The sequence below is a fragment of the Corynebacterium callunae DSM 20147 genome (genome assembly GCF_000344785.1).
GTDB lineage: Bacteria > Actinomycetota > Actinomycetes > Mycobacteriales > Mycobacteriaceae > Corynebacterium > Corynebacterium callunae.
In genome coordinates this window covers 1,363,690-1,384,944 of the sequence record NC_020506.1, presented here as the reverse complement: position 1 = coordinate 1,384,944, position 21,255 = coordinate 1,363,690, and the positions used below count along the sequence as shown (strand labels likewise).

At 52.3% G+C, this 21,255-nt stretch carries 18 protein-coding genes; 3 read left to right on the top strand and 15 right to left on the bottom strand.

All coding sequences use genetic code 11. The features are described from left to right. Nucleotide 1: 1 nt before the first annotated feature. The 6 genes from argB to H924_RS06480 form a co-directional block, all read right to left on the bottom strand. On the bottom strand, nucleotides 2-955 hold the full coding sequence (gene argB, locus H924_RS06505) for an acetylglutamate kinase (RefSeq protein WP_015651165.1): 954 nt from the start codon (nucleotides 953-955) through the stop codon (nucleotides 2-4). Nucleotides 956-1,032: 77 nt separating this feature from the next. Next, nucleotides 1,033-2,199, bottom strand: a complete 1,167-nt coding sequence (gene argJ, locus H924_RS06500) for a bifunctional glutamate N-acetyltransferase/amino-acid acetyltransferase ArgJ (RefSeq protein WP_015651164.1) — start codon at nucleotides 2,197-2,199, stop codon at nucleotides 1,033-1,035. A 33-nt stretch (nucleotides 2,200-2,232) separates the two neighbouring features. Beyond that, on the bottom strand, nucleotides 2,233-3,276 hold the full coding sequence (gene argC, locus H924_RS06495) for an N-acetyl-gamma-glutamyl-phosphate reductase (protein ID WP_015651163.1): 1,044 nt from the start codon (nucleotides 3,274-3,276) through the stop codon (nucleotides 2,233-2,235). Nucleotides 3,277-3,399: 123 nt separating this feature from the next. After that, the gene (pheT, locus tag H924_RS06490; protein ID WP_015651162.1) at nucleotides 3,400-5,907 is read right to left on the bottom strand and encodes a phenylalanine--tRNA ligase subunit beta; all 2,508 of its coding nucleotides are present in this window, start codon (nucleotides 5,905-5,907) and stop codon (nucleotides 3,400-3,402) included. A 42-nt stretch (nucleotides 5,908-5,949) separates the two neighbouring features. After that, nucleotides 5,950-6,987, bottom strand: a complete 1,038-nt coding sequence (gene pheS / locus H924_RS06485; RefSeq protein WP_015651161.1) for a phenylalanine--tRNA ligase subunit alpha — start codon at nucleotides 6,985-6,987, stop codon at nucleotides 5,950-5,952. A gap of 114 nt (nucleotides 6,988-7,101) precedes the next feature. Further along, nucleotides 7,102-7,923, bottom strand: coding sequence for a TrmH family RNA methyltransferase (locus tag H924_RS06480; protein WP_015651160.1), 822 nt, complete (start codon nucleotides 7,921-7,923; stop codon nucleotides 7,102-7,104). Between the two features lie 115 nt (nucleotides 7,924-8,038). Between H924_RS06480 and H924_RS06475 the strand changes: the two genes are divergently transcribed. After that, complete coding sequence (locus H924_RS06475; protein WP_015651159.1) at nucleotides 8,039-8,746, top strand: glycerophosphodiester phosphodiesterase; 708 nt, start codon at nucleotides 8,039-8,041, stop codon at nucleotides 8,744-8,746. Nucleotides 8,747-8,803: 57 nt separating this feature from the next. Here the strand turns inward: H924_RS06475 and H924_RS06470 are convergent, their stop codons facing one another. The 8 genes from H924_RS06470 to infC all read right to left on the bottom strand — a co-directional run bounded on the left by H924_RS06470 (nucleotide 8,804) and on the right by infC (nucleotide 15,259). Continuing rightward, nucleotides 8,804-10,024 (bottom strand): ABC transporter ATP-binding protein, encoded by a 1,221-nt coding sequence (locus H924_RS06470; protein WP_015651158.1) that lies wholly within the window; start codon nucleotides 10,022-10,024, stop codon nucleotides 8,804-8,806. A 73-nt stretch (nucleotides 10,025-10,097) separates the two neighbouring features. Then, nucleotides 10,098-11,423 carry an ABC transporter substrate-binding protein gene (locus tag H924_RS06465; RefSeq protein ID WP_015651157.1) on the bottom strand — a complete coding sequence of 442 codons (1,326 nt, stop codon included), beginning with the start codon at nucleotides 11,421-11,423 and terminating at the stop codon, nucleotides 10,098-10,100. A 57-nt stretch (nucleotides 11,424-11,480) separates the two neighbouring features. Beyond that, nucleotides 11,481-12,317: a carbohydrate ABC transporter permease gene (locus H924_RS06460; protein WP_015651156.1), complete on the bottom strand. Its 837-nt coding sequence runs from the start codon at nucleotides 12,315-12,317 to the stop codon at nucleotides 11,481-11,483. Further along, nucleotides 12,314-13,246: a carbohydrate ABC transporter permease gene (locus tag H924_RS06455; protein WP_029703057.1), complete on the bottom strand. Its 933-nt coding sequence runs from the start codon at nucleotides 13,244-13,246 to the stop codon at nucleotides 12,314-12,316. The genes H924_RS06460 and H924_RS06455 overlap by 4 nt, the downstream gene beginning before the upstream one ends. A gap of 334 nt (nucleotides 13,247-13,580) precedes the next feature. Further along, nucleotides 13,581-13,910, bottom strand: a complete 330-nt coding sequence (locus H924_RS06450; protein WP_155861933.1) for a YciI family protein — start codon at nucleotides 13,908-13,910, stop codon at nucleotides 13,581-13,583. 110 nt (nucleotides 13,911-14,020) lie between these two features. Continuing rightward, nucleotides 14,021-14,404, bottom strand: a complete 384-nt coding sequence (gene rplT, locus H924_RS06445) for a 50S ribosomal protein L20 (RefSeq protein ID WP_015651153.1) — start codon at nucleotides 14,402-14,404, stop codon at nucleotides 14,021-14,023. A gap of 62 nt (nucleotides 14,405-14,466) precedes the next feature. Further along, nucleotides 14,467-14,661 carry a 50S ribosomal protein L35 gene (gene rpmI / locus H924_RS06440; protein ID WP_015651152.1) on the bottom strand — a complete coding sequence of 65 codons (195 nt, stop codon included), beginning with the start codon at nucleotides 14,659-14,661 and terminating at the stop codon, nucleotides 14,467-14,469. A gap of 28 nt (nucleotides 14,662-14,689) precedes the next feature. Continuing rightward, the gene (infC, locus tag H924_RS06435) at nucleotides 14,690-15,259 is read right to left on the bottom strand and encodes a translation initiation factor IF-3 (protein ID WP_015651151.1); all 570 of its coding nucleotides are present in this window, start codon (nucleotides 15,257-15,259) and stop codon (nucleotides 14,690-14,692) included. Nucleotides 15,260-15,598: 339 nt separating this feature from the next. On the opposite strand from infC, the gene H924_RS06430 reads away from it, so the two are divergent. After that, nucleotides 15,599-17,593 (top strand): DUF2339 domain-containing protein, encoded by a 1,995-nt coding sequence (locus tag H924_RS06430; RefSeq protein WP_015651150.1) that lies wholly within the window; start codon nucleotides 15,599-15,601, stop codon nucleotides 17,591-17,593. Here the strand turns inward: H924_RS06430 and uvrA are convergent. Further along, nucleotides 17,577-20,426: an excinuclease ABC subunit UvrA gene (gene uvrA, locus H924_RS06425; RefSeq protein ID WP_015651149.1), complete on the bottom strand. Its 2,850-nt coding sequence runs from the start codon at nucleotides 20,424-20,426 to the stop codon at nucleotides 17,577-17,579. The two genes, H924_RS06430 and uvrA, sit on opposite strands and share 17 nt — an antisense overlap. 94 nt (nucleotides 20,427-20,520) lie before the next feature. Here uvrA and H924_RS06420 point away from each other — a divergent pair, with 94 nt between their 5' ends. Then, nucleotides 20,521-21,123: an MBL fold metallo-hydrolase gene (locus tag H924_RS06420; RefSeq protein ID WP_015651148.1), complete on the top strand. Its 603-nt coding sequence runs from the start codon at nucleotides 20,521-20,523 to the stop codon at nucleotides 21,121-21,123. The last annotated feature ends 132 nt before the right edge of the window (nucleotides 21,124-21,255 follow it).

Genomic DNA, 21,255 nt, shown 5'->3' with positions numbered 1-21,255 from the left:
TTTAGTTTTCTCCATCCTTATCGTCTTTTCTAAACACTGTGCCCTGCGGGTAATTCTCGCGGTCGTACACATCGGGCAACACCATGGTGCCAATGCCGCCCATAGTTAAAAGCTCCAAAAGCACCGAGTGTGCAATGCGGCCATCGATAACGTGAGCGGCACTAACTCCCCCGCGCACTGCATTGAGGCAGGATTCCATCTTCGGAATCATGCCGGAATCAAGTCCTGGGAGTAGATTTTCCAGCTCCGTTGCCTTGATTTTAGAAACCAGGGAATTCTTGTCGGGCCAATCAGTGTAGAGGCCTTCAACATTGGTAAGCACCAGCAAACGCTCCGCGCCGATCGCTGCGGCCAAGGCGCCAGCTGCGGTATCTGCGTTGATGTTATAAATCTGGCCATCCTCACCGGGAGCGATGGTTGAAACCACCGGAATGCGCCCAGCTTCAATCAGGTCCATCAGTGGAGAGGCATCAACGCTGACAATATCGCCGACCAAACCGATATCAGTTGCTACCCCATCGATGTTGACCAGGCGTTTTTTGGCGGTAAAAAGCCCCGCGTCCTCACCTGAAGTACCAACGGCATAAGGACCATGAGAGTTGATAAGACCAACTAGATCGCGGCCGACCTGCCCAAAAAGCACCATGCGCACGATATCCATGACCTCAGGAGTAGTAACCCTAAAGCCACCCTTAAATTCGCCCTGCAGACCAACACGATTGAGCATCTCAGAAATCTGTGGGCCACCGCCATGGACAACCACTGGCTTTGCGCCAACGGTACGCAAAAATACCATGTCAGCGGCAAATGCGGCTTTAAGTTCCTCGTCGACCATGGCGTTTCCGCCATATTTGACAACCACGATCTTGTCGCGGAAATGCTGCAGCCATGGCAGCGCCTCAGCCAGCACATTCGCCCGTGCTTCTGAGCCAAGATCCTTTATCAAATCATTCATTTCTTACTCCCCAGTGCTTTTCGACGCGCCCTCCCACTGTGCCTTCCAGGCGCAGTCAGGCGATGTGCGGGTGTTTTTTAGGTGCTATATGCGGAGTTGATCTCCACATAGGAATAACTGAGGTCGGTGGTGCGAACAGTTGCTTCGCCTTCTCCCCCAGTTCCCAAGTCAATGCGCACGGCAATATCAGCACCGGAAAGATCAACCTCACGAGCACCTGGAGCACCGGTGGAGTCAAGGCAGACTGCTTGATCATTGAAGAAAACAGAGATCTTCTCAGGTTCCATATCAGCATCGGCCATTCCTACTGCGGCAAGTACACGGCCCCAGTTAGGATCCGAACCAAACATCGCGCACTTAAAGAGGTTGTCGCGCGCAACGGTACGAGCGGCATTAATGGCCTGCTCATCGTTGGTGGTGCCGGTGACAGTAACTGATACGCGCTTGGTTACACCTTCAGCATCGGCTTGCATCTTGGCAGCCAAGTCAGAACACGCTGCATAAACTGCATCATTGAGGTCATCTTGTGCTGGGGTGATGCCGCTGGCACCAGAAGCCAAGAGGAACACGGTGTCATTGGTGGAGGTCGATCCATCAATATCCAGGGTGTCAAAGGTAACTGCAGTTGCCTTAGCAAGTGCGATTTGTGCCATCTCCGGAGTGATGGAGGCATCAGTGGTTAGACACACCAGCATGGTTGCCAAAGAAGGTGCCATCATGCCAACACCCTTGCCCATCGCCCCAATGGTCCAACCATCGGCAAAGATGGCAGTTTCCTTGTCCACGGTATCGGTGGTCATGATTGCTTTGGCAGCTGCTGCGCCATTGTCCCCCAAAGCACCTGGGGCAACGAGCTGGTTAATGCCAGCGTTGATCTTGTCCATAGGCAGGAGCTCACCGATCAGCCCGGTGGAACACACACCAATGTCGCTGGCTTCAATTTCTAAAGCGGTTGCTAATGCTGCAACAGATTCGCGTGCGTCCTTTTCACCCTGCAGGCCGTTACAAGCATTGGCATTACCAGCGTTATATAGAACTGCTTTGATTTGACCATCTGCTACGTTTTCGCGGCTGACCTTTACTGGTGCCGCAAATACGCGATTGCGGGTAAAAACTGCAGCCGCAGTAAATTCTGGGCCTTGGTTAACAACCAGTGCCATATCTGGGTTGCCGGATGCCTTAATGCCCGCGGTGGTTGCTGATGCAACAAACCCCTTTGGTGCGGTGATGCCCTGTTCAGCCATCTGTTTCTCCTTGAAAATTGTGTGGTTTTTTATTTAGGGTGCGACGCCAGCCTGTGGCAGGCCGGCACTTTCTGCATAGCCTAGTGAAAGGTTCATGCATTGGATGGCTGCACCGGCGGTGCCCTTGGTGAGGTTGTCGATTACGGAGGTAAGCAGCAATTTGCCGGAATCCGCATCGACTTCTACCTGCACATGGCACATATTGGAGCCGACTACTGATTGAGTTTGAGGCTGCACGCCGGGAGCGAGCACATGCACGAAGGTTTCCTGTGCATAAAAGTCCTCATAAACCTTTCGAGCTTGCTCCGCGGTTACTTCGCCTTTAAGCGGTGCGGTGGCGGTGGTGAGAATGCCGCGTGGCAATGGAGCCAGCACCGGGGTGAAGCTCACGGTAACTTTCTCAGCAGTGACTTCTGCGAGGTTCTGCGCAATTTCTGGAGTGTGGCGGTGCTTACCAGCCACGTTATAAGCCTTGAGGGATCCCATTGTCTCTGCACCGAGCATGGCTACATTGGCTTTTTTGCCAGCGCCAGAAACTCCAGTAATTGAGACTACAGAGACATTTGGCTCAATAAGTCCAGCTTGAACGGCTGGCAAAAGGGCTAAGGTAGCTCCGGTTGGGAAGCAACCTGGAACCGCAATCCGCTTAGCACCTTTAAGTTGTTCGCGGTGGCCTGGCATCTCCGGGATGCCATAAGGCCAGGTGCCTTGGTGCTCGGAACCGTAATACCGCTCCCAGTCTGCAGCATTTTGCAAACGGAAGTCTGCGGCACAGTCAATAACGGTAACATCGTGACCTAATTGCAATGCGATTTCTGCAGAGAAACCGTGAGGCAGTCCAAGGAAGACTACATCGTGACCAGAAAGCACTTCTGGGGTGGTGTCTTCAATAACACGATCGGCTAATTGCGGCAGGTGTGGCATCAGCTCCCCCAGGGTGCTGCCAACAGTGGAGCTAGCGGTGAGAGCACCGATTTCTAGTTCCCCCGCTAGATAGGCTGGGTGATTGAGCAGGAGGCGGAGGATTTCTCCACCGGCATATCCACTGGCTCCGGCAATTGCTACCTTGATCGTCATACCTTCACCATACACCTTATGCATGATCATGCAAATTATTCATTCATGTTTGTGGAAATTATGCAGAAACCCCCTGATTTTGGAAGGTTATTCCAAAATCAGGGGGTAAGAGCGGTTTTTTAATTAACCACGCATCTCTGCATTAAAACGCTCCTTGGCCAATTCAGCAGCCTTGAGTCGAGACTCATTGGCTTCCTCATCGGTCAAAGTGCGGTCGCTGGCGCGGAAGCGAATAGAGAAGGCCAAAGACTTCTTAGCCTCGCCCAATTGTTCAGAGCGGTAGATATCAAAGAGTTCTACTGCCTCTACCAAATCTCCAGCGCCTTCTTCAACGGTGGCGCGAACTGCTTCAGCAGACACTTCTTCATCCACGACCAATGCAATGTCTTGGTACAGGGCTGGGAAAGCAGACAACACGGGAGCAGGCAGTTTTTCAGTGAAAGGCAGCGCGCTGATGTTGAGCTCCATTGCGCAGGTACGCGCTGGCAAACCTAGCTTCTCAACAACCTGGGGGTGCAGCTCACCTGCATGACCGACAACCCGACCGTCGACAAGCAAAGCCGCGCAGCGGCCTGGGTGCCAAGGCAAGTATTCTGCATTGGCCAAGTCCACCTCCACACCGGCAGCGCGGGCTACGACGCGTGCAGATTCAATGGCATCGGCGAAGGTGTATTCGCGACCCTTGCCCCATGGGCCTTCAAACTCAATGAGCCCGGTGCCCACAGTTGCAACATACAGCGGCTGAGCAGGAAGGGAATCAATAAGCTCGGCTACCACATCTGCGCTTGGACGTGCAGCGACAGAAGGCATTGGAGAAACACCACTACCCTGCTTAATGGATACTTGCTGCAAACCAAAGAGGGAGAAATCCTTGTGACCACGAGCTACGTTGCGCTTCACAGCATCAAGCATGGAAGGCAGCAAGGTGGTGCCTAAGACGTTGCGATCTGCTTCCAAAGGATTAAGCACTGCGACGGTCTGTCGACGCTCATCATCAGCAGGCAAGTCCCACTCATCAAAGATGGAGCCATCAATAAATGGGCTTGGGATGATTTCGGCATAACCGTTATAAGCCAGTGCGTGGCCGATTGCGCGGCGACGCTTTTGCTTATCAGAAAGACCGCGGCCAGCCGGTGCAGTTGGAACGATGGTTGGAATTGCTTCCAGACCTTCCAAACGCAAAACCTCTTCAACCAGGTCAGCTGCCATGGAGATATCGGAACGCCAGGTTGGAGGGGTGACCTCAAGGGTCTCGCCGGATACTACAACGGTGCAGCCGACTTCTTCTAGGCGAGCAACCACGGTTTCTGGGGTGTACTCCACACCAGCAAGCTGGGATGGGCGCTTTACAGACATGGTGATAGTTGGCATTGTTGGAACTTCACCAACCAGGGTGCGTCCGGCCTCAACGGTGCCGCCAGCGATGTCAACCAACAAGGTTGCTGCAATATCCAGGGCAATTTCCACGATAGCTGGGTCAACACCGCGCTCGTAGCGTCGAGAAGCCTCGGAGCTCAACTTGTGGCGGCGTGAGGTGCGCGCAACAGTGATGCTATCCCAGATACCAGCCTCGAAATAAACATCGGTGGTGGTATCAGAAATCTCAGAAGTAAGTCCACCCATTACACCGGCGAGGGACTGAATGGCCTTGTCATCGGTGATAACAACATCTTCTTCATTAAGCTCGCGCTTAACGTGATCAAGGGTTTCGAACTTCTCTCCTGCCTGCGCATTACGGACAACAAGGTTGCCGCTAATGAGGTTGGCATCAAAGGCGTGCATTGGTTGACCAAGCAGCAACATAACATAGTTGGTGACGTCGGTAGCAGCATTAACTGGACGCTGACCCGACAGCATGAGCTCACGCTGCATCCAGAATGGGGATTCTGCCTTTGGATCAATGCCAGTAACCTTACGAAGGCCAAATCGCACGGCCTTGGTCTCAGGACGCAGATCAACATCGATCAAAGTTCCATTAACCTCTGGAACCTTCACTTCAATGCCGGCAACTGCAGGGTTAAGAGCAGGATCGGTGTAGCTGAGCTTAAAAGCGGATGCAAGCTCGCGGGTTAGGCCACGGGCAGAAAGTGCATATCCGCGGTCTGGAGTGATGTTGACATCGAAAACAGTGTCATCAAGGCCCAAAACGTCGCGTGCATCAGTACCAGGCTCGCCCACGGATGGATCGAGGGTGATAATGCCGGAGTTTTGCTTATCTGCCAAGCCCAGTTCTGCAGCAGAACAGATCATGCCAGCAGACATACGGCCGTAGGTCTCGCGGGCGGAAATTGCAAAGCCACCAGGCAAAACTGCACCTGGCAGGCTTACTACCACGGTGTCGCCTTCCGCAAAGTTGCGAGCGCCACAAACAATGGACTGCAATTCGCCGGTGCCATTGGCATCGCCAACATTGACATGGCAATGACGGATTGGCTTCTTGAAACCAGTGAGCTCTTCGATGGTCTCAACGCGGCCAATGACCAAAGGGCCAGTGGTTTCGGGAATGGCTTCATAGCCTTCGGTTTCAAAACCGACGCGGACGTATCCGGAATCAAGGTCTGCGGCGGGAACGGACCAACCTGCATTGGCATGGCCGAGCAATCCCGTCACCCAGTTTTGTGCAATCAACATGGTGGAAGTAACTCCTAAAGTTTCTAAAAAGGTGCGGGAAATTTAAGCCTGGATACCGAATGGCAAGGTGAAGCGAATATCGCCTTCGACCATATCGCGCATATCGCTCAGTCCATTGCGGAACTGCAGGGTGCGCTCAATACCCATACCAAAGGCGAAACCGGTGTATTCTTCTGGATCAATACCTACTGCACGCAGCACGTTTGGGTTGACCATGCCACAGCCGCCCCACTCGATCCAGCCTGCGCCACCCTTCTTATTAGGGAACCACACATCTACCTCTGCGGAAGGCTCGGTGAAGGGGAAGTAATTGGAACGCATACGGGTCTTGGTTTCTGGACCAAAAAGCTCCTTAGCTAGGTGATCCAGGGTGCCGCGCAAATGAGCCATGGTCAGGCCCTTATCAACTGCCAAACCTTCAATCTGGTGGAAAACTGGGGTATGGGTGGCGTCTAGCTCATCGGTGCGGAAAACACGGCCTGGGCAGGCGATATAAATAGGAACTTCACGGTCGAGCATGGTGCGTACCTGTACTGGTGAGGTGTGGGTACGCATGACCTGACGGGAGCCCTCTGGTCCGATGTGGAAAGTATCCTGCAGGGTACGAGCCGGGTGATCTGGCAGGAAGTTCAGGGCATCGAAGTTGAAGTATTCAGCTTCAACCTCAGGTCCCTCGGCGATTTCCCAGCCCATGCCCACAAAGATATCAGCGATCTGCTCATTCAGGATGGTGATGGGGTGCAGGGCGCCAGTTTGGGCGCGGGTGGTTGGAACGGTGACATCCACGCGCTCAAGTTCGAGAACTTCAGCATTGCGCTTTTCTTCAAGAACCACCTTGACCTGAGCAAAGTGCTTTTCTGCACGGCCGAGTGCCATGTTGACAAAGCGACCCGCATCTTTACGCTGGTCCTTAGGAATGCTTCCTAGGGAACGACGTGCCTGTGGGATTGGCGCTGCTTCGCCGAGGTGGTCACGGCGCAGTGCGGCGAGCTCCTCCAGGTTTTGAGCGCCGTCGAAAGCCTTGATCGCAGCATCTGCTGCCTCATTCAAACTGGCTTCGGTCAACTGAATTTCGGACACCGTGTAGTCCAGCCCTTCCCTTAAAGTTCAATAAAATCAAATGCTCAACTAACCCCGCCATCATACTCTGTTGCGGTATCTACTGCGGGGTGAGGTTGCTATAACTGTTTAGAGCTAGCGCTCTTCGTCGGCAAAAAGTGCCTTCGAGGATTCATAAAGGCAGATTGCGGCTGCAGTTGCCAGGTTCAAGGATTCTGCGCGTCCCCGAATCGGAATGCGAATGCGGTGATCAGCTTTAGCCAAAAGCTCTTCGCCAAGGCCGTGGGCTTCATTGCCAAAAAGCCAGGCAGTAGGCTTGGAAAGTAGTTCTTCTGCATCATCAAGGTCTACTTCCCCATCTGCGGAGGTAGCTAGAATTTGCAGTCCCTTAGAGCGCAGCTGACCCAGTACATCATTGATGTCGGTATTACGCGCTACTGGAATGTGGAACAAGGATCCAGCGGAGGAACGCACTGCCTTGGCACCCTGGGGATCCACGGATTCACCAGCAAAAACTACAGCGTCCGCGCCAACCGCGTCGGAGACGCGGATAAGCGTGCCGGCGTTGCCGGGTTCGCGGGTTTCTACCGGTACGCTCACCAGGCGTGGTTGGCCGTTGATGGCCTTGCCCACTGACCACATCACGTCGTCGCAAAGCGCAAAAATGCCAGTGGTGGTGACGGTATCACTGAGGTGTTTTGCGGCCTTATCGGTGATGGCGTGGATATAAACGTTCATATATCCAGCTGTGCGCACCACCGCTTCAAAGCGCTGAGCTGCTTCTTCGGTAACAAAGAGGTCGGTTGCGGCACCGGTTGCAATTGCTGCATCTACGGAGTTTTCGCCCTCAACGAGGAATTTTTTATCTTTGCGACGCTGAGATGCGCGGTGCAATTTTGCGGCATTTACAATCCGCGGGGTGCGTTCGGTGAACGGGTCATTAAAGTCCAAAGCCATGCGTTAAGACTAACAGGGGCCAAGTTAATCAACAGATGACACCTTTGATTCACGCTCCGGTTACCTCAAACGTTTATCCTGGGGCTTTAATTTTGGCTCTTAGAAAGTGGATTTTATGCATATTGTTGCCCACCGTGGTGCTGAGGATTTGCACCTAGAAAATTCCATGGCTGCTTTTCAGGCTGCAGCCCCCGCGGATGCATTTGAGTTGGATGTGCACACCACCCTGGACAACCAGCTGATTGTGCTCCATGACCGCACCGCAGCGCGCGTGGCTGCAGCGGATTCTGCACACCGCGATGCTCCAGTGGCGTCTTTAACGCTGGAGCAGGTTAAAGAAATAACGCTTCTCGACGGCTCCCGCGTCCCAACACTGGAGGAAGTCTTGGCAGCCACTGAGTTGCCCATCCAGGTAGAAATTAAGGCGCCGAGCGCCGTACCGGCGCTTCAGACCTTATTGGCGCGACAGCCTTCCGAATTGGAAAGGCTGCTATTTATCTGCTTTATTGACGTCGCTTCGGTGGAACTTGCAGATCGGTTGCCTGCAGCACGCTTGGGCTTTTTAAGAGAACATGGTTTTGGCGATCTCAGCGTTTTGGAGCAAGTGCCAGCCCGCAACGCAGCTGCGGTACTTCCCTACTGGAAGTCCTTGGAACTAGAGGCAATTTCCGCATTGCATGCTCGAGGTATCAAGGTGGGTTGCTGGACTATTCGTGATGAACATTCCTTTGATATTGCGCAGCAGGCTGGCGTGGATTTTGTAACAGTAAGTGATCCCACCAGATTTTTAAATCCTGGAAATCCTTCACCTTTGCAGTGGTAAACAAAAAAAATGCAGCGTCTCCACATGGAGACGCTGCATTTTTTGTGTGGCTTTTATTTATGCCTGCTGTTTTTGCTGAGCAGATTCTTTCGCCGAACCCAGGCGGCGACCATCAAGGCCGTCAAAAAGGTGAACATCTTGTGGGGCTGCCACGACATGTACCTTATCGCCCGGGCGCAGGCCATGATGACGGTCCACCCGAATACCAATCTGTGCCCTATCCCCTGCTTCAGCTGGGATTACCTGGACACGCATATCTTCTGGAATGCCCTCACCCAAAACATCAGTATTGGGGTTTTTTACACCTTCAGCCATGACATAAACCATGGAATCAGCACCAAGTTCATCAATGTGGCTGACTTCTGCAGCAATTGCACCGCTTTCCTGCGCGGAAGTGAGATACATATGCTCTGGTCGAGCACCCACAATCACTGCTCGGCCTTCAAACTCACCTGGGTTTTGACGCAAGTGCGCGGCGAGATGATCCGGCAAGTTGATCTTGACGTTCTTGCCAATGCGCACCGCATCCCCTGCAATGGTGCCTTCAATAAGGTTCATTGAAGGCGAGCCAATAAAGCTTGCTACAAACGCGTTGGCAGGATAGTCATATAGGTTTTGTGGGGTATCAACCTGCTGCAACACACCTAATAGCAAGACAGCCACGCGGTCTCCCATGGTCATCGCTTCCACCTGATCGTGGGTGACATAAACCGTGGTCACACCCATACGCCTTTGCAGCGCAGAAATCTCTGCACGGGTAGATACACGCAACTTGGCATCCAAGTTTGACAGTGGCTCATCCATGCAGAACACTGCTGGTTCGCGCACGATAGCGCGACCCATTGCCACACGTTGGCGCTGGCCACCGGAAAGTGCTGCAGGCTTGCGATCCAAATAAGGATCAAGCTGCAGAATACGAGAGGCCTCAGTAACGCGCTTTTCAATCTCAGCTTTTTTCACCTTTTGGTTTTTCAAAGCAAAAGCCATGTTTTCCCGAACAGTCATATTCGGATAAAGGGCATAGCTTTGGAAAACCATGGCGATGTCACGGTCCTGGGGACGCAAACCAGTGGCGTCTTTGCCGTCGATAAGCAAACGTCCTTCGTCGATAGGCTCAAGGCCGGCGAGCATGCGCAATGAGGTGGACTTGCCGCAGCCAGAGGGGCCAACAAGTACCAAAAACTCACCGTCGGCAATTTCTAGATTGAGCTTATCGACGGCTGCCCGAGCGCCTGGGGTGTACTTTCGGGTGACGTTTTCAAAGACGATTGACGCCATGGTGATAGCTTCCTTTCAAACCGAGCTGCCTCTTAGTGAGGCAGCTCTGAGGGGTTGTGCAGATGGGTGTTACTTAGATCAGTGGCTCAATGTCGCGCTTGTAGATGGTGTTGAGCTGAGTCTCAACATCAGCCAAGGTGACATCGATATCTGCACCGGTGAGGCAGATCTTTTCCAGCGCATCGCCGATGGTGCGGTCACCGTTTGGCAGCAGCACGCGGAAGTTGTCCTGGGAACGGGTGTGTGGCAACTGCTCCACTGCAACGTTGTATGCAGGGTTTTCCTTCAGGAATGCAGCGTGCTCAGTGTCCTGAGCTGCGTCCTTACGAACTGGCATGTAGCCGGTCTCGCGGGACCAGTAGCCGGTGTTGGAGGTGTTGGTGATGAAGTCAATGAACTTCATAGCGTTGTTTTGGCGCTCTTCGGAGATACCAGATGGGATGCCCAGGCCAGCACCACCGGTTGGGCAAGCACCTTCGCCAGTTGGGTTTGGCAGTGGAGCGACACCCCAGTTGAAGGTGGCAGCTTCTGCAACGGAGGAAAGGTCACCGGTGGACTGAATGCAGGAGCCGATAAGGCCAGTTGCAAACTCATTGGTGACATCGGTGGAGACAGTTGCGTATCCGTTGTCCACGGTGGACTTCAACCACTCAACTGCGCGGATGGTTTCTGGGGTGGTCAGACGAGACTCCCAGCCCTCAGAGTAGTTGCCACCGAGGGACCACATTGGGCCTTCGAAAGTCCAGGAGAGGTAGTTGGTTGCGTCTCCCCAACCATGTGCAAAGCCGGAGCCAATTGCTTCCTGCAGCTTAGGGCCCCACTCGGAGAACTCTTCCCAAGAGTTTGGTCCACGATCCTCGAGGCCAGCCTTAGCCCACAGATCCTTGTTGTAGTAGAAAAGCACGGTGGAACGAGCAAAAGGCAGACCATAGTGGCCACCCTCATGGGTGTAGTCATTGTAGAGGGAATCGACATAGGTGGAGGTGTCGATGTTGTTGCGCTTTGCTACCTCATCAATGTTTGCGGTTGCTCCGTTGATGGCAAAGTTAAACCACTCGGTATCAGAAAGCACAACCAGGTCAGGAAGGTCGCCACCGGACAGTGCTGCGTTGAACTTCTGAGAAACTTCCTTGTAGTTAGCGCCAGCATCAATCAGCTGAACCTTTAGATCTGGGTTCTCAGCCTCAAAGCGAGAAATGAGCTCTAGCTCAACATCCTTGGAGTTTGCAGGGTGGTTAGACCACCACACAATGGTGTTGGTTGCGCCTTCTGCGCTGGAACCTTCTGCGGAGGAGGTGCTTCCACCGGTGCCTGCACACGCAGCCAAGGTAGCGCCAGCGCCTGCGACGCCAACTGCTGCGAGGAAATTACGACGAGAAATCTGAGGATTAAAAGACATTGTTTTTTCCTTTAAAGGTGAGGAGGTTGAGAAGATATTTGGGGTGCCGGTGGACTTTTAGCCTTTGACAGCGCCAGAGATGAGGCCCTTGATCATGTATTGCTGCAGCGCCAGGAACATCACAAGCACGGGCAACATGGTCATGATGGTGGCCGCCATAACCGGACCCCAGTTGGAAACGCCTTCATTGTTTTGCAGCATGGTTAGACCAATTGGCAAGGTTGCAGAATTTTCCGTTTCAGCCATGAGGAATGGCCACAGGTATTGATTCCATTCATTAACCACGGTGATCATGGAGAAAGCCACCAGGGTGGGCATAGAGATCGGCAGTAAAACCTTCCACAACATGCGGAAATGCCCGCAGTGGTCCATGCGTGCGGCTTCAATCAATTCGGTTGGAATTGACATGAAGTGATTTCGCATAAGGAAGGTGCCAAAAGCGATGCCGGCCAATGGAACGATGATGCCTTGGTAGGTATCGCGCCAACCCAACTGGCTCACAAATGCGTAGTTGGAAATAACGGTAACTTCTGAAGGAACCATCAATGCCGAAATAACCAGGAGGAACACCAGGTTACGGCCGGGGAATCGCAAAATGGAGAGCGCATAAGCAGAAATGACGCCCAAAACAATCTTGACGGCACACAAAATTACGGTAATGATGACCGAGTTTTTGAAGTAGTCAAGGAAAGGCACACGTTCAAAAACGCTCTGGTAGTTTTCCAAGCTAAATTCTGAAGGCACCCAGGTAACTGGTTGGGTATAAATCTCAGATTGTTGCTTGAAACTGGTAAGAACGATGAACAGCAGCGGCACTCCGATAAAGAGAATCGCCGCAATCATGCCCACATAACCCATGATTTTTAGCAGCAGGCTGTTATTTGTGGAGATCATTTTTGCTTATTCTCCTTATCCATATAGCGAACTTGGATAACCGTGATTGTCAGCAAAATGAGGAACAAGATGGTGGCAATGGTGGCGCCATAACCTGCTCGGTAATTACTGAAGGTTTCGGTGTAGACCTGGTAAACCAAGGTTGTTGTGCCATTGCCCAAGGGGCCACCACGAGTCATGGTGTGAATGATGTCGAAGACCTGCACGGAGTTGAGGGTGACGGTAATCGAGAGGAAGAAGGTAGTTGGGCGCAATTGCGGAAGGGTGACCTTCCAAAATCGTGTCCATGCGCTTGCGCCATCAATATCCGCTGCCTCAGCGAGATCCTTATTTAATCCCTGCAAAGCGGCCAGGTAGATCACAAAGGAATAGCCGAGGTTCTTCCACACGAAGGTGAATGTCACCATAAATAGAGCCCATTTGGGATCTTGGTAGAACTGGGGAGAGCTTATTCCCAGGCGTAACAACAGGTCTTGCACCAAACCGAAGTTGGGGTCAAAAACAAATTGGAACGCCACACCGATTGCTGCACCGGAGATCACGAAAGGCGCAAAAACCATGGAGCGCACAAAGTTACGTCCAAAGAGCTTTTGGTCCAGCAACATGGCAAGGAGCAAGCCAAGCACCATTGAACCCACCACTGCGAAGAAGGTGAATACAAGGGTGTTGAGCAGAACTTGGGCAGTATCTTCACGTGTGAAAAACTCCACGTAGTTGTTGAGCCCAATAAAGGTTGAGTTGGGAGAGGAAATATTCCAGTTAAAAAAAGATAGCCGGAAGTTATCGATCAGTGGTCTGTACGTAAAAAGGACCAAGAGCAGCAGGTTTGGAAAGAGTAATGCGGCGGCAAGCCACCACTCATTCCTTTTGGAGCGCTTGGCACGTTTACGCAAGTTATCCACTTCTGGTTCTAGAAGTAATGTGGACACGATCGGAAATGCTATGCGATTGAAATGACTATTAAATGTTTTCTGACTTAATTGATAGCTACAAAAGCGTCAATCACATGAGCATTGAGCAAGCATTAGGTTAATTAGTGCTATTCTTCTTCACTCTTCCTTGCAAGGTGCTACATGGCGTCGGTATTATCACTTCTTCTGTCTCAACTTTTCTAAGCGATCCCTGAGCGGAAACTCATGCGGGAGTCCCGTGACGTAGAAAAAGCTGAGGTCGGCATGCAAATGGTGGCCAAAGCACCGGAATAAAAACCAGTTCCCACGCCACCAATTTCTGCAGCAACTCATTCGTCGAGAACGACGGCGATTATTGCATTGGACGAAGCTCTACCGGTTGTCCGCAGGCGGCCGCACCTTGTTCTGCCAACGCTACTGCGACCTCAGGACTTGAGGCCTCAATAACCCAGAAACCTCCCAGCATCTTATCCCCGGATACGGCTGGACCTGCGGTTATTGTGGCATCAGGATTCACTACTTGAGCAGATTCCGGCGGTGTCAGGCCACATGCGTACACAAAATGGCCATCGTCGATAAGTTTCTTGTTAAATGCTTCTACCTGCGCAAATGACGCCTGCATCGCTTCTTCAGACTGATTATGCTGTGCCGCTTTGTTGGACGCCAGGATCGTGGTACACACCAAGGAGAAATTGACTCATGCTGCCCAAGTGTAGCGGGTTAAATAGCAAAAAGACCTGTCCCCCACATTCGGAAATGTGGGAAACAGGTCTCTGCAAGTACAAAAGTACTTTATGCAGCCTTAGGAGCGTTAACGTCCTCAGGAAGTGCAGCCTTTGCAGCCTCGCAAATTGCGGAGAAGGTTGCAAAGTCGTTAACAGCAAGCTCAGCAAGGATCTTGCGGTCAACCTCGATCTCAGCAAGGCGCAGGCCCTGGATGAGACGGTTGTAAGTGATGCCATTCATGCGGGCAGCAGCGTTGATGCGCTGGATCCACAGCTTACGGAACTCACCCTTACGAGCGCGACGATCGCGGTAAGAGTAAGTCATGGAGTGCAGCCACTGCTCCTTTGCCTTACGGTAAAGGCGGGAGCGCTGGCCGCGGTAGCCCTTGGCGGACTTGAGAATTTCGCGACGCTTCTTCTTGGCGTTGACGGACCGCTTGACACGTGCCACGGTGGTACTTCCTTAAATCTTGTTGAAAGGTGGAGGGTTTGTGGGCGAAAGTCTGTTTAGACTTAAGCCTTGCCGAGCAGGCGCTTGATGCGCTTGGTGTCGGCCTTGTCAACCTCAACGATGCCCTTCAGGCGACGGGTACGGGTGGATGCCTTGCCTTCGAGGAGGTGGCGGCGGTTAGCCTGCTCGCGAACGAGCTTGCCGGAACCAGTCACCTTGACGCGCTTTGCGGTGCCCTTGTGGGTCTTGTTCTTCATGAAAGTTGTCCTTAAACCCTATTCGTGATTATTTCTTGCCCTTGCGCACCGGACCGAGAACCATTGTCATGTTTCTTCCGTCCTGCTTCGCGCGGGTTTCTACGATGCCGAAATCTGCAACATCGTTTGCCAGGCGCTCAAGGAGTCTGTAGCCAAGCTCTGGGCGGGCTTGCTCACGACCACGGAACATGATCGTAACCTTGACCTTGGATCCCTTCTCGAGGAAGCGGATCACATTGCTCTTCTTCGTCTCATAATCATGATCATCGATCTTGGGACGAAGCTTCTGCTCCTTGACCACTGTCTGCTGCTGATTCTTGCGTGACTCACGGGCTTTTTGAGCCTGTTCGTACTTGAACTTTCCGTAGTCCATAATCTTGCAGACCGGAGGCTTGGCGTTGGGTGCGACCTCGACCAGGTCTAGGTCTGCATCGAAAGCGAGCTTGCGTGCATCCTCAATACGGACGATGCCAACCTGCTCACCATTTGGTCCGACAAGACGGACCTCGGGAACTCGGATACGCTCATTAATGCGAGCTTCAGCGCTGATGTGGACTCCTCTGTTAGCAGTGCGGGAAAAATTGACGTACCGAACCACTCAAGGCGATTGCCCCTATGCAGACCAAAAACCCGTTCATCACACGTGATGAACGGGAGATCTGACTTCCAAGAGTTATCCACGGGCACTAGTCCGTGACATCACTACTTGCTTTACCTGTATCCAACCGATCTCTCGGCGGCCTTAGGTGGGAAGATCTCCTCTTGCGGCCCACGCATACATGTACGCGTTGGGCGGTAGTGTTCTATACCTTAACACCTTCACTCCCCCATTCCAAATCGCATCCCGCTACTCATTCTCTGATCCCAGCTAACCCCGTTTGGTAACAATAGGGTTTCATCCATGTTTTCCACCTGCAATAACCCTTAGCCTTGGATTATGGACCCCAAGTCTCTTGACCGGATTACCCTCAGAGCGGCTGTGGAAAAACTCTCAGCTTCCGCGGCTGCGTTGGCTGAGGCGCAAAAAGATATTGATTCTTTGCTCGCCCGCTTGGATTCTGCGCAGCAAGCAGAAATGACCCCAGAACAGACCCCAGAGCATTCAAAGTCTGTTCTCATTCCCGCTATTTCAGCGCGTAACCTAAACGTTCCTGTCGGTACGGCCAGCGTGGAAACGAACAAATGGCAGGCCCCTGCAGCAGCTCAAACCATTGCTTATCCAAAACCGCAAAAGCCTGCAAAGGTGAAAAAGCAGCTGAGCTCTGAAGAAAAGATTATGCGAGCGGTAGCCATCGGCGGAGGGATTATTACCGTCGCTGGTGTCATTTTATTGGTTTCTGTTGCGATCCAACGGGGCTGGCTTGGACCGCTGGGGCGCGTAGTCGGTGCTTATTTTATTGGGCTGATTTTGCTGGGTGCTGCGTTGTGGCTACGTTCCAAAAAGGGCCGCATCGAAGCAATTGTTGCACTAACGGTGACATCACAAATCGCGTTTATTGCAACCACTTGCGCCTTAATATTTATTTTGGAGTGGATACCCGAAGGTTTAGGATCCTTCATTATCTTGTTGGGCAATAGCGCTTATCTGCTTCTTGGCAGAATTTGGAGCACTGAAACAAAGGACCAGCGAATACCCGCCACACCAGCTGTTTTCTTGGGTGCCACCCTCGTTACCGGCTTCTGTGCTCTCAGCTTTGTATTCAACAACAATGCCTGGTGGCCAACATTTGGCATTGTTGTTGCCCTCATCATGTCTTGGCGAATTTCCACCCGCAGCATGCGCATTGCAGCTGCGGTATTGGGTATTGGCATTCAGATTTTCCTGGTCGAAAGTTGGGTCGCCACCACGTGGCCTGCCGCCGCAGTCGGAGTTTGCACTGCGGTGTTGTTAATTGGCCTGACACTTTGGGATCACCCAGCCGGTGGCTCCACAGCGGAAACCAAAGCAGTATCAAAGTATTGGAACAGCTTTAATGGTGACCCCACCGCAGTGGGCGTAGGAATTTTCGCACCGATCCCCATTTCCATGGCAACCAGCCTCCTGGTTAGCGATCATGGATATCCCTGGATTGGCCTCTTTTTGGGCCTGGTGGTCTCCTGCTTTGCCCTTTTTGGAGCGCTCAAGGGCGCGTCGACAAGCACTGTTCTTTATCAAGGAGCTGCGCCGAGCAGCTTTAAGAGGCTGACTGCGGTAATGGCAATATGCCTGGTTGCTGGCAGTTTTGTGATGGTTTTTGGCAGCTCGCTAACAACACGCAATTGGATGACCCTTACATTCCTAGTGGTTGCTTGTCTGCTATTTATGGTGCTGCAACGCCTGCCACGGGAGCGGCAATTTGGCGTTATTCCGTGGCTAGTGTGGCTGTGCGCTGCGGTGTTTATGACGGGAACGTTGCTGCGTCATGTGGTCTCGCTCGCCCCGCTGTGGCTCACCGATATTTCGGCTCTGGTGCAGGCGCTGCTGATTCTCGCATTTATTGGTGTCACGATCCTGGGGCGTCGCACATTTTATGGACAACCTTTGTGGCTGCAACTACTTGTCGGCCTAATCTTGCTGACACTTTCGGCCACCGCAATCGTAACAATCGTCACTTTTATGGGAAGTCTGCTAGCCGGAAATAGTGGCATGTTGCTGGGATTTATTATCGGCCACGCCACGGTTTCCATTTTGTGGATGATTATCGCCGCCGCCGCCATGCTCAGCCGCCGGCTCTTCAACGTCCCCGGAGCGCTCTGGACCGGCGTGGCGTTAGCGCTCGCGGGCACCATTAAGCTGGTCTTTTTCGACCTTGTTGCACTTTCTGGTGTGCCACGCGCAATCGCCTTCTTGCTCTCTGGCATCGCCTTGCTCGCCATCGCCGCCCTGCGCGGGCGTCGAAATAACAGCACTGAGCTTGTCGACGAAACCCCTGCCCCTACAGCAGTTCTTTAAGGAACCGGCCCGTATAGGAACCTGAAACCTCAGCGACCTGTTCAGGTGTGCCTTCGGCGACCACATTGCCGCCGCCGGAGCCACCTTCAGGGCCCATATCCACCACCCAGTCCGCAGCCTTAATGACATCAAGATTGTGTTCAATAACAACAACTGAGTTGCCCTTGTCCACCAAACCTTGAATTACCATCATCAGCTTGCGAATATCTTCAAAATGCAAACCTGTGGTGGGCTCATCCAAGATGTAGATGGTGCGCCCATTGGAACGTTTTTGCAGTTCAGCAGCAAGTTTGACACGCTGAGCTTCACCACCGGACAAGGTGGTTGCTGCTTGACCAAGGCGTACATACCCCAGTCCCACATCCACCAATGTTGCTAGGTAACGGTGGATTGAGGTGATGGGTTCAAAGAAATCCGCTGCTTCAGAGATAGGCATATCGAGGACTTCTGCAATGTTTTTACCCTTGTATTTCACCTCGAGAGTTTCGCGGTTGTAGCGCTGACCACTACATACTTCGCAAGGAACATAAACGTCTGGCAGGAAGTTCATCTCAATTTTGAGTGTGCCATCACCTTGGCAGGCTTCACAGCGGCCTCCCTTGATATTAAAGGAGAAACGGCCTGGTTTATATCCGCGTACCTTTGCTTCGGTGGTCTCTGCAAAGAGATTACGGACCTTATCAAATACACCGGTGTAAGTGGCTGGGTTTGAACGAGGGGTCCTACCAATTGGCGACTGATCTACCTGCACCAACTTATCCAGATGCTCCAAGCCCTCTACTCGCTTGGCACGTCCTGGCACCTGGCGGGCGCGATTGAGCTTATTAGCCAAAACCTTTGCCAAGATCTGATTAATGAGCGTGGATTTACCCGAGCCAGATACACCAGTAATACAGCACAAGACTCCCAGCGGAATATCCACATCAACGTCTTGGAGGTTGTTTTCTTTTGCTCCAACAATGGTGAGTTTGCGCTCAGGATCAATCTCACGCCGCTTATCAGGCACTCCCAAAGTGCGACGGCCGGATAGATAGGCACCGGTTAGAGATTCTTCACAATCCAAGATGCCCTCTGGCAGGCCTTGGTAAACAACCTCACCACCAAATTCACCAGCACGTGGTCCGATATCAACCAGCCAGTCGGCGCGTCGAATGGTGTCTTCATCGTGTTCAACCACAATGAGAGTGTTTCCGATATCGCGAAGATGCTCCAAGGTGGTGATCAAACGCTGGTTATCGCGCTGGTGTAGACCAATAGAAGGTTCATCTAGCACATAAAGCACGCCGGCCAGACCCGAGCCAATCTGGGTGGCCAAGCGGATGCGCTGTGCTTCACCGCCGGACAAGGTGCCTGCAGCACGGTCCAATGTGAGGTATGCGAGACCCACGTCCAACAGGAATTTCAAGCGGGCATGGATCTCTTTCAGCACTGCACCGGCGATCATCTCTTCGCGCTTGCCCAAGGTCAAATTATCGAGGAAGTCAAAAGCTCCCTGTACTGAAAGTGCGGTAAGTCCTGCAATGGACAATGCGCCATGAGATTTGGAATCCAGACGTACAGCGAGAATTTCTGGCTTGAGCCTTGCTCCTTTACAGGTTGGACAAGCTACCTCGCGGGTATAGCCTAGGAGACGATCTTTTTGGGTTTCAGAATCGGTTTGTTCCAGCTTGCGATCAAAATAGCCCATGACGCCTTCAAAAGGAGCCGTCCAGGCACGCACGCGCCCATAGCGGTTTTTATAGCGCACGCTCACTTCTTTTTTAGTACCGTAAATAAGTGCCTTGCGCTGCGGAGCGGAAAGATCTTTGAAGGGAGTTTTTGGATCAAAGTCCATAGCTTTAGCTAGGCCTTCAATCAGCTTTTCAAAATAGGAATGGTTAGGGCTGGAATTCCACGGCTGTATAGCTTTAATAGCAGGTGCATCGGGGTCTGGAACGATTAGATCAATATCTACCTCGGTGCGCACACCGAGACCATCACAAGCTGGGCAGGCACCATAAGGAGAGTTAAACGAAAAGGCACGTGGTTCCAACTCATCGACTGAGAGAGGGTGACCATTGGGGCAGCTCATCTTCTCTGAGAAGCGACGCAGGCGCTGTGGGTCATCCTCTTCAAGGCCCACAAATTCCAAAACTGCAACGCCGTCTGCCAAACGTAGGGCGGTTTCTAGAGAATCAGTAAGGCGCTGCTTTTGGCTGGCTTTGACCTGCAAACGGTCAACCACCACATCAATATCGTGTTTGATCTGCTTTTCTAGCTTCGGTGGATCAGACAGTTGGTGCACTTCGCCATCAACGCGGACGCGGGAATAGCCCTGAGCTGCAAGATCTGCAAAAAGATCAACAAATTCACCTTTGCGCGTGCGAACGACTGGAGCCAGGATTTGGAATTTTAATCCGTCTTCCATTTCCAGGATTTGGTCCACCATTTGCTGTGGAGTTTGCCTTTGAACGGGAGCGTCACACACTGGGCAGTGTGCAGTTCCAGCACGTGCATAAAGCAAACGCAGATAGTCATAAACCTCAGTAATAGTGCCCACGGTGGAACGCGGATTGCGGTTGGTTGACTTCTGGTCAATAGAGACCGCAGGAGAAAGTCCGTCAATTAGATCAACATCTGGCTTATCCATCTGCCCCAGGAACATACGAGCATAGCTGGAAAGAGATTCAACGTATCGACGTTGGCCTTCCGCAAAGATGGTGTCAAAGGCTAAAGAGGACTTTCCAGATCCAGACAGTCCGGTAAACACCACCATGGAGTCACGCGGAAGATCAATATTTACACCTTTGAGGTTGTGTTCACGCGCACCGCGCACTACAAGGCGATCAGCCACTGCTCAACTGCCCTTCAAATTAATTAGGAATTGATTCAAGATTTATTACTTCGAACATAGCATCGAAAGTTGAATTTGCGCTACCCTATCTTCTATGACCAATGAACTCGTCTTACATAAGATTTCCGTCTCTCAGATGGACAATAACTGTTACCTTTTGGCCGCTAAAGGAAATGGCCTTTTGATTGACGCTGCCGACAACGCACCCGCACTGCTAAAAATGGCTCAGGATGCAGGGGTAAAAATCACCAAGGTTCTCACTACCCACCGCCACTCGGATCACGTTCGCGCCCTCGAGGATATTCTCGACGCTACCGGAGCTACCCATTATGCCCCATTTTTGGAGGTGCCAGCACTACCTGCAACAGTTGACGTTGAGCTACATCATGGAGATGTCATTGAGTTTGAAGGTTTCGAACTGCCCATTATCATTTTGCGCGGTCACACCCCGGGTGGTGCAACCCTTGTTGCTGAGATCGACGGCAAGACCAACCTTTTTGTGGGAGATAGCCTCTTCCCAGGTGGACTAGGCAAGACCAGCAGTGAAGGTGACTTTGTTCGCCTCTTTAATGATGTTAAGCAGCGACTCTTTGAGACATATCCTGATGATTCAATTATCTGGCCAGGTCACGGCAAGGAAACCACCTTGGGTCAAGAACGCCCAGAGCTAGAGGCGTGGTGGGAGCGACGCTGGTAAGCCACCCCCCGAAACGGACAGTCAGTGAGCTTTACAAGCAGTTTTCATCAAAGTTTTTCCGGATAGACGCGCAGCTCACCCCACAAATTAGGGTGCATTCTGTTCGTTTTGAGAACACTTCCAAAATTCATT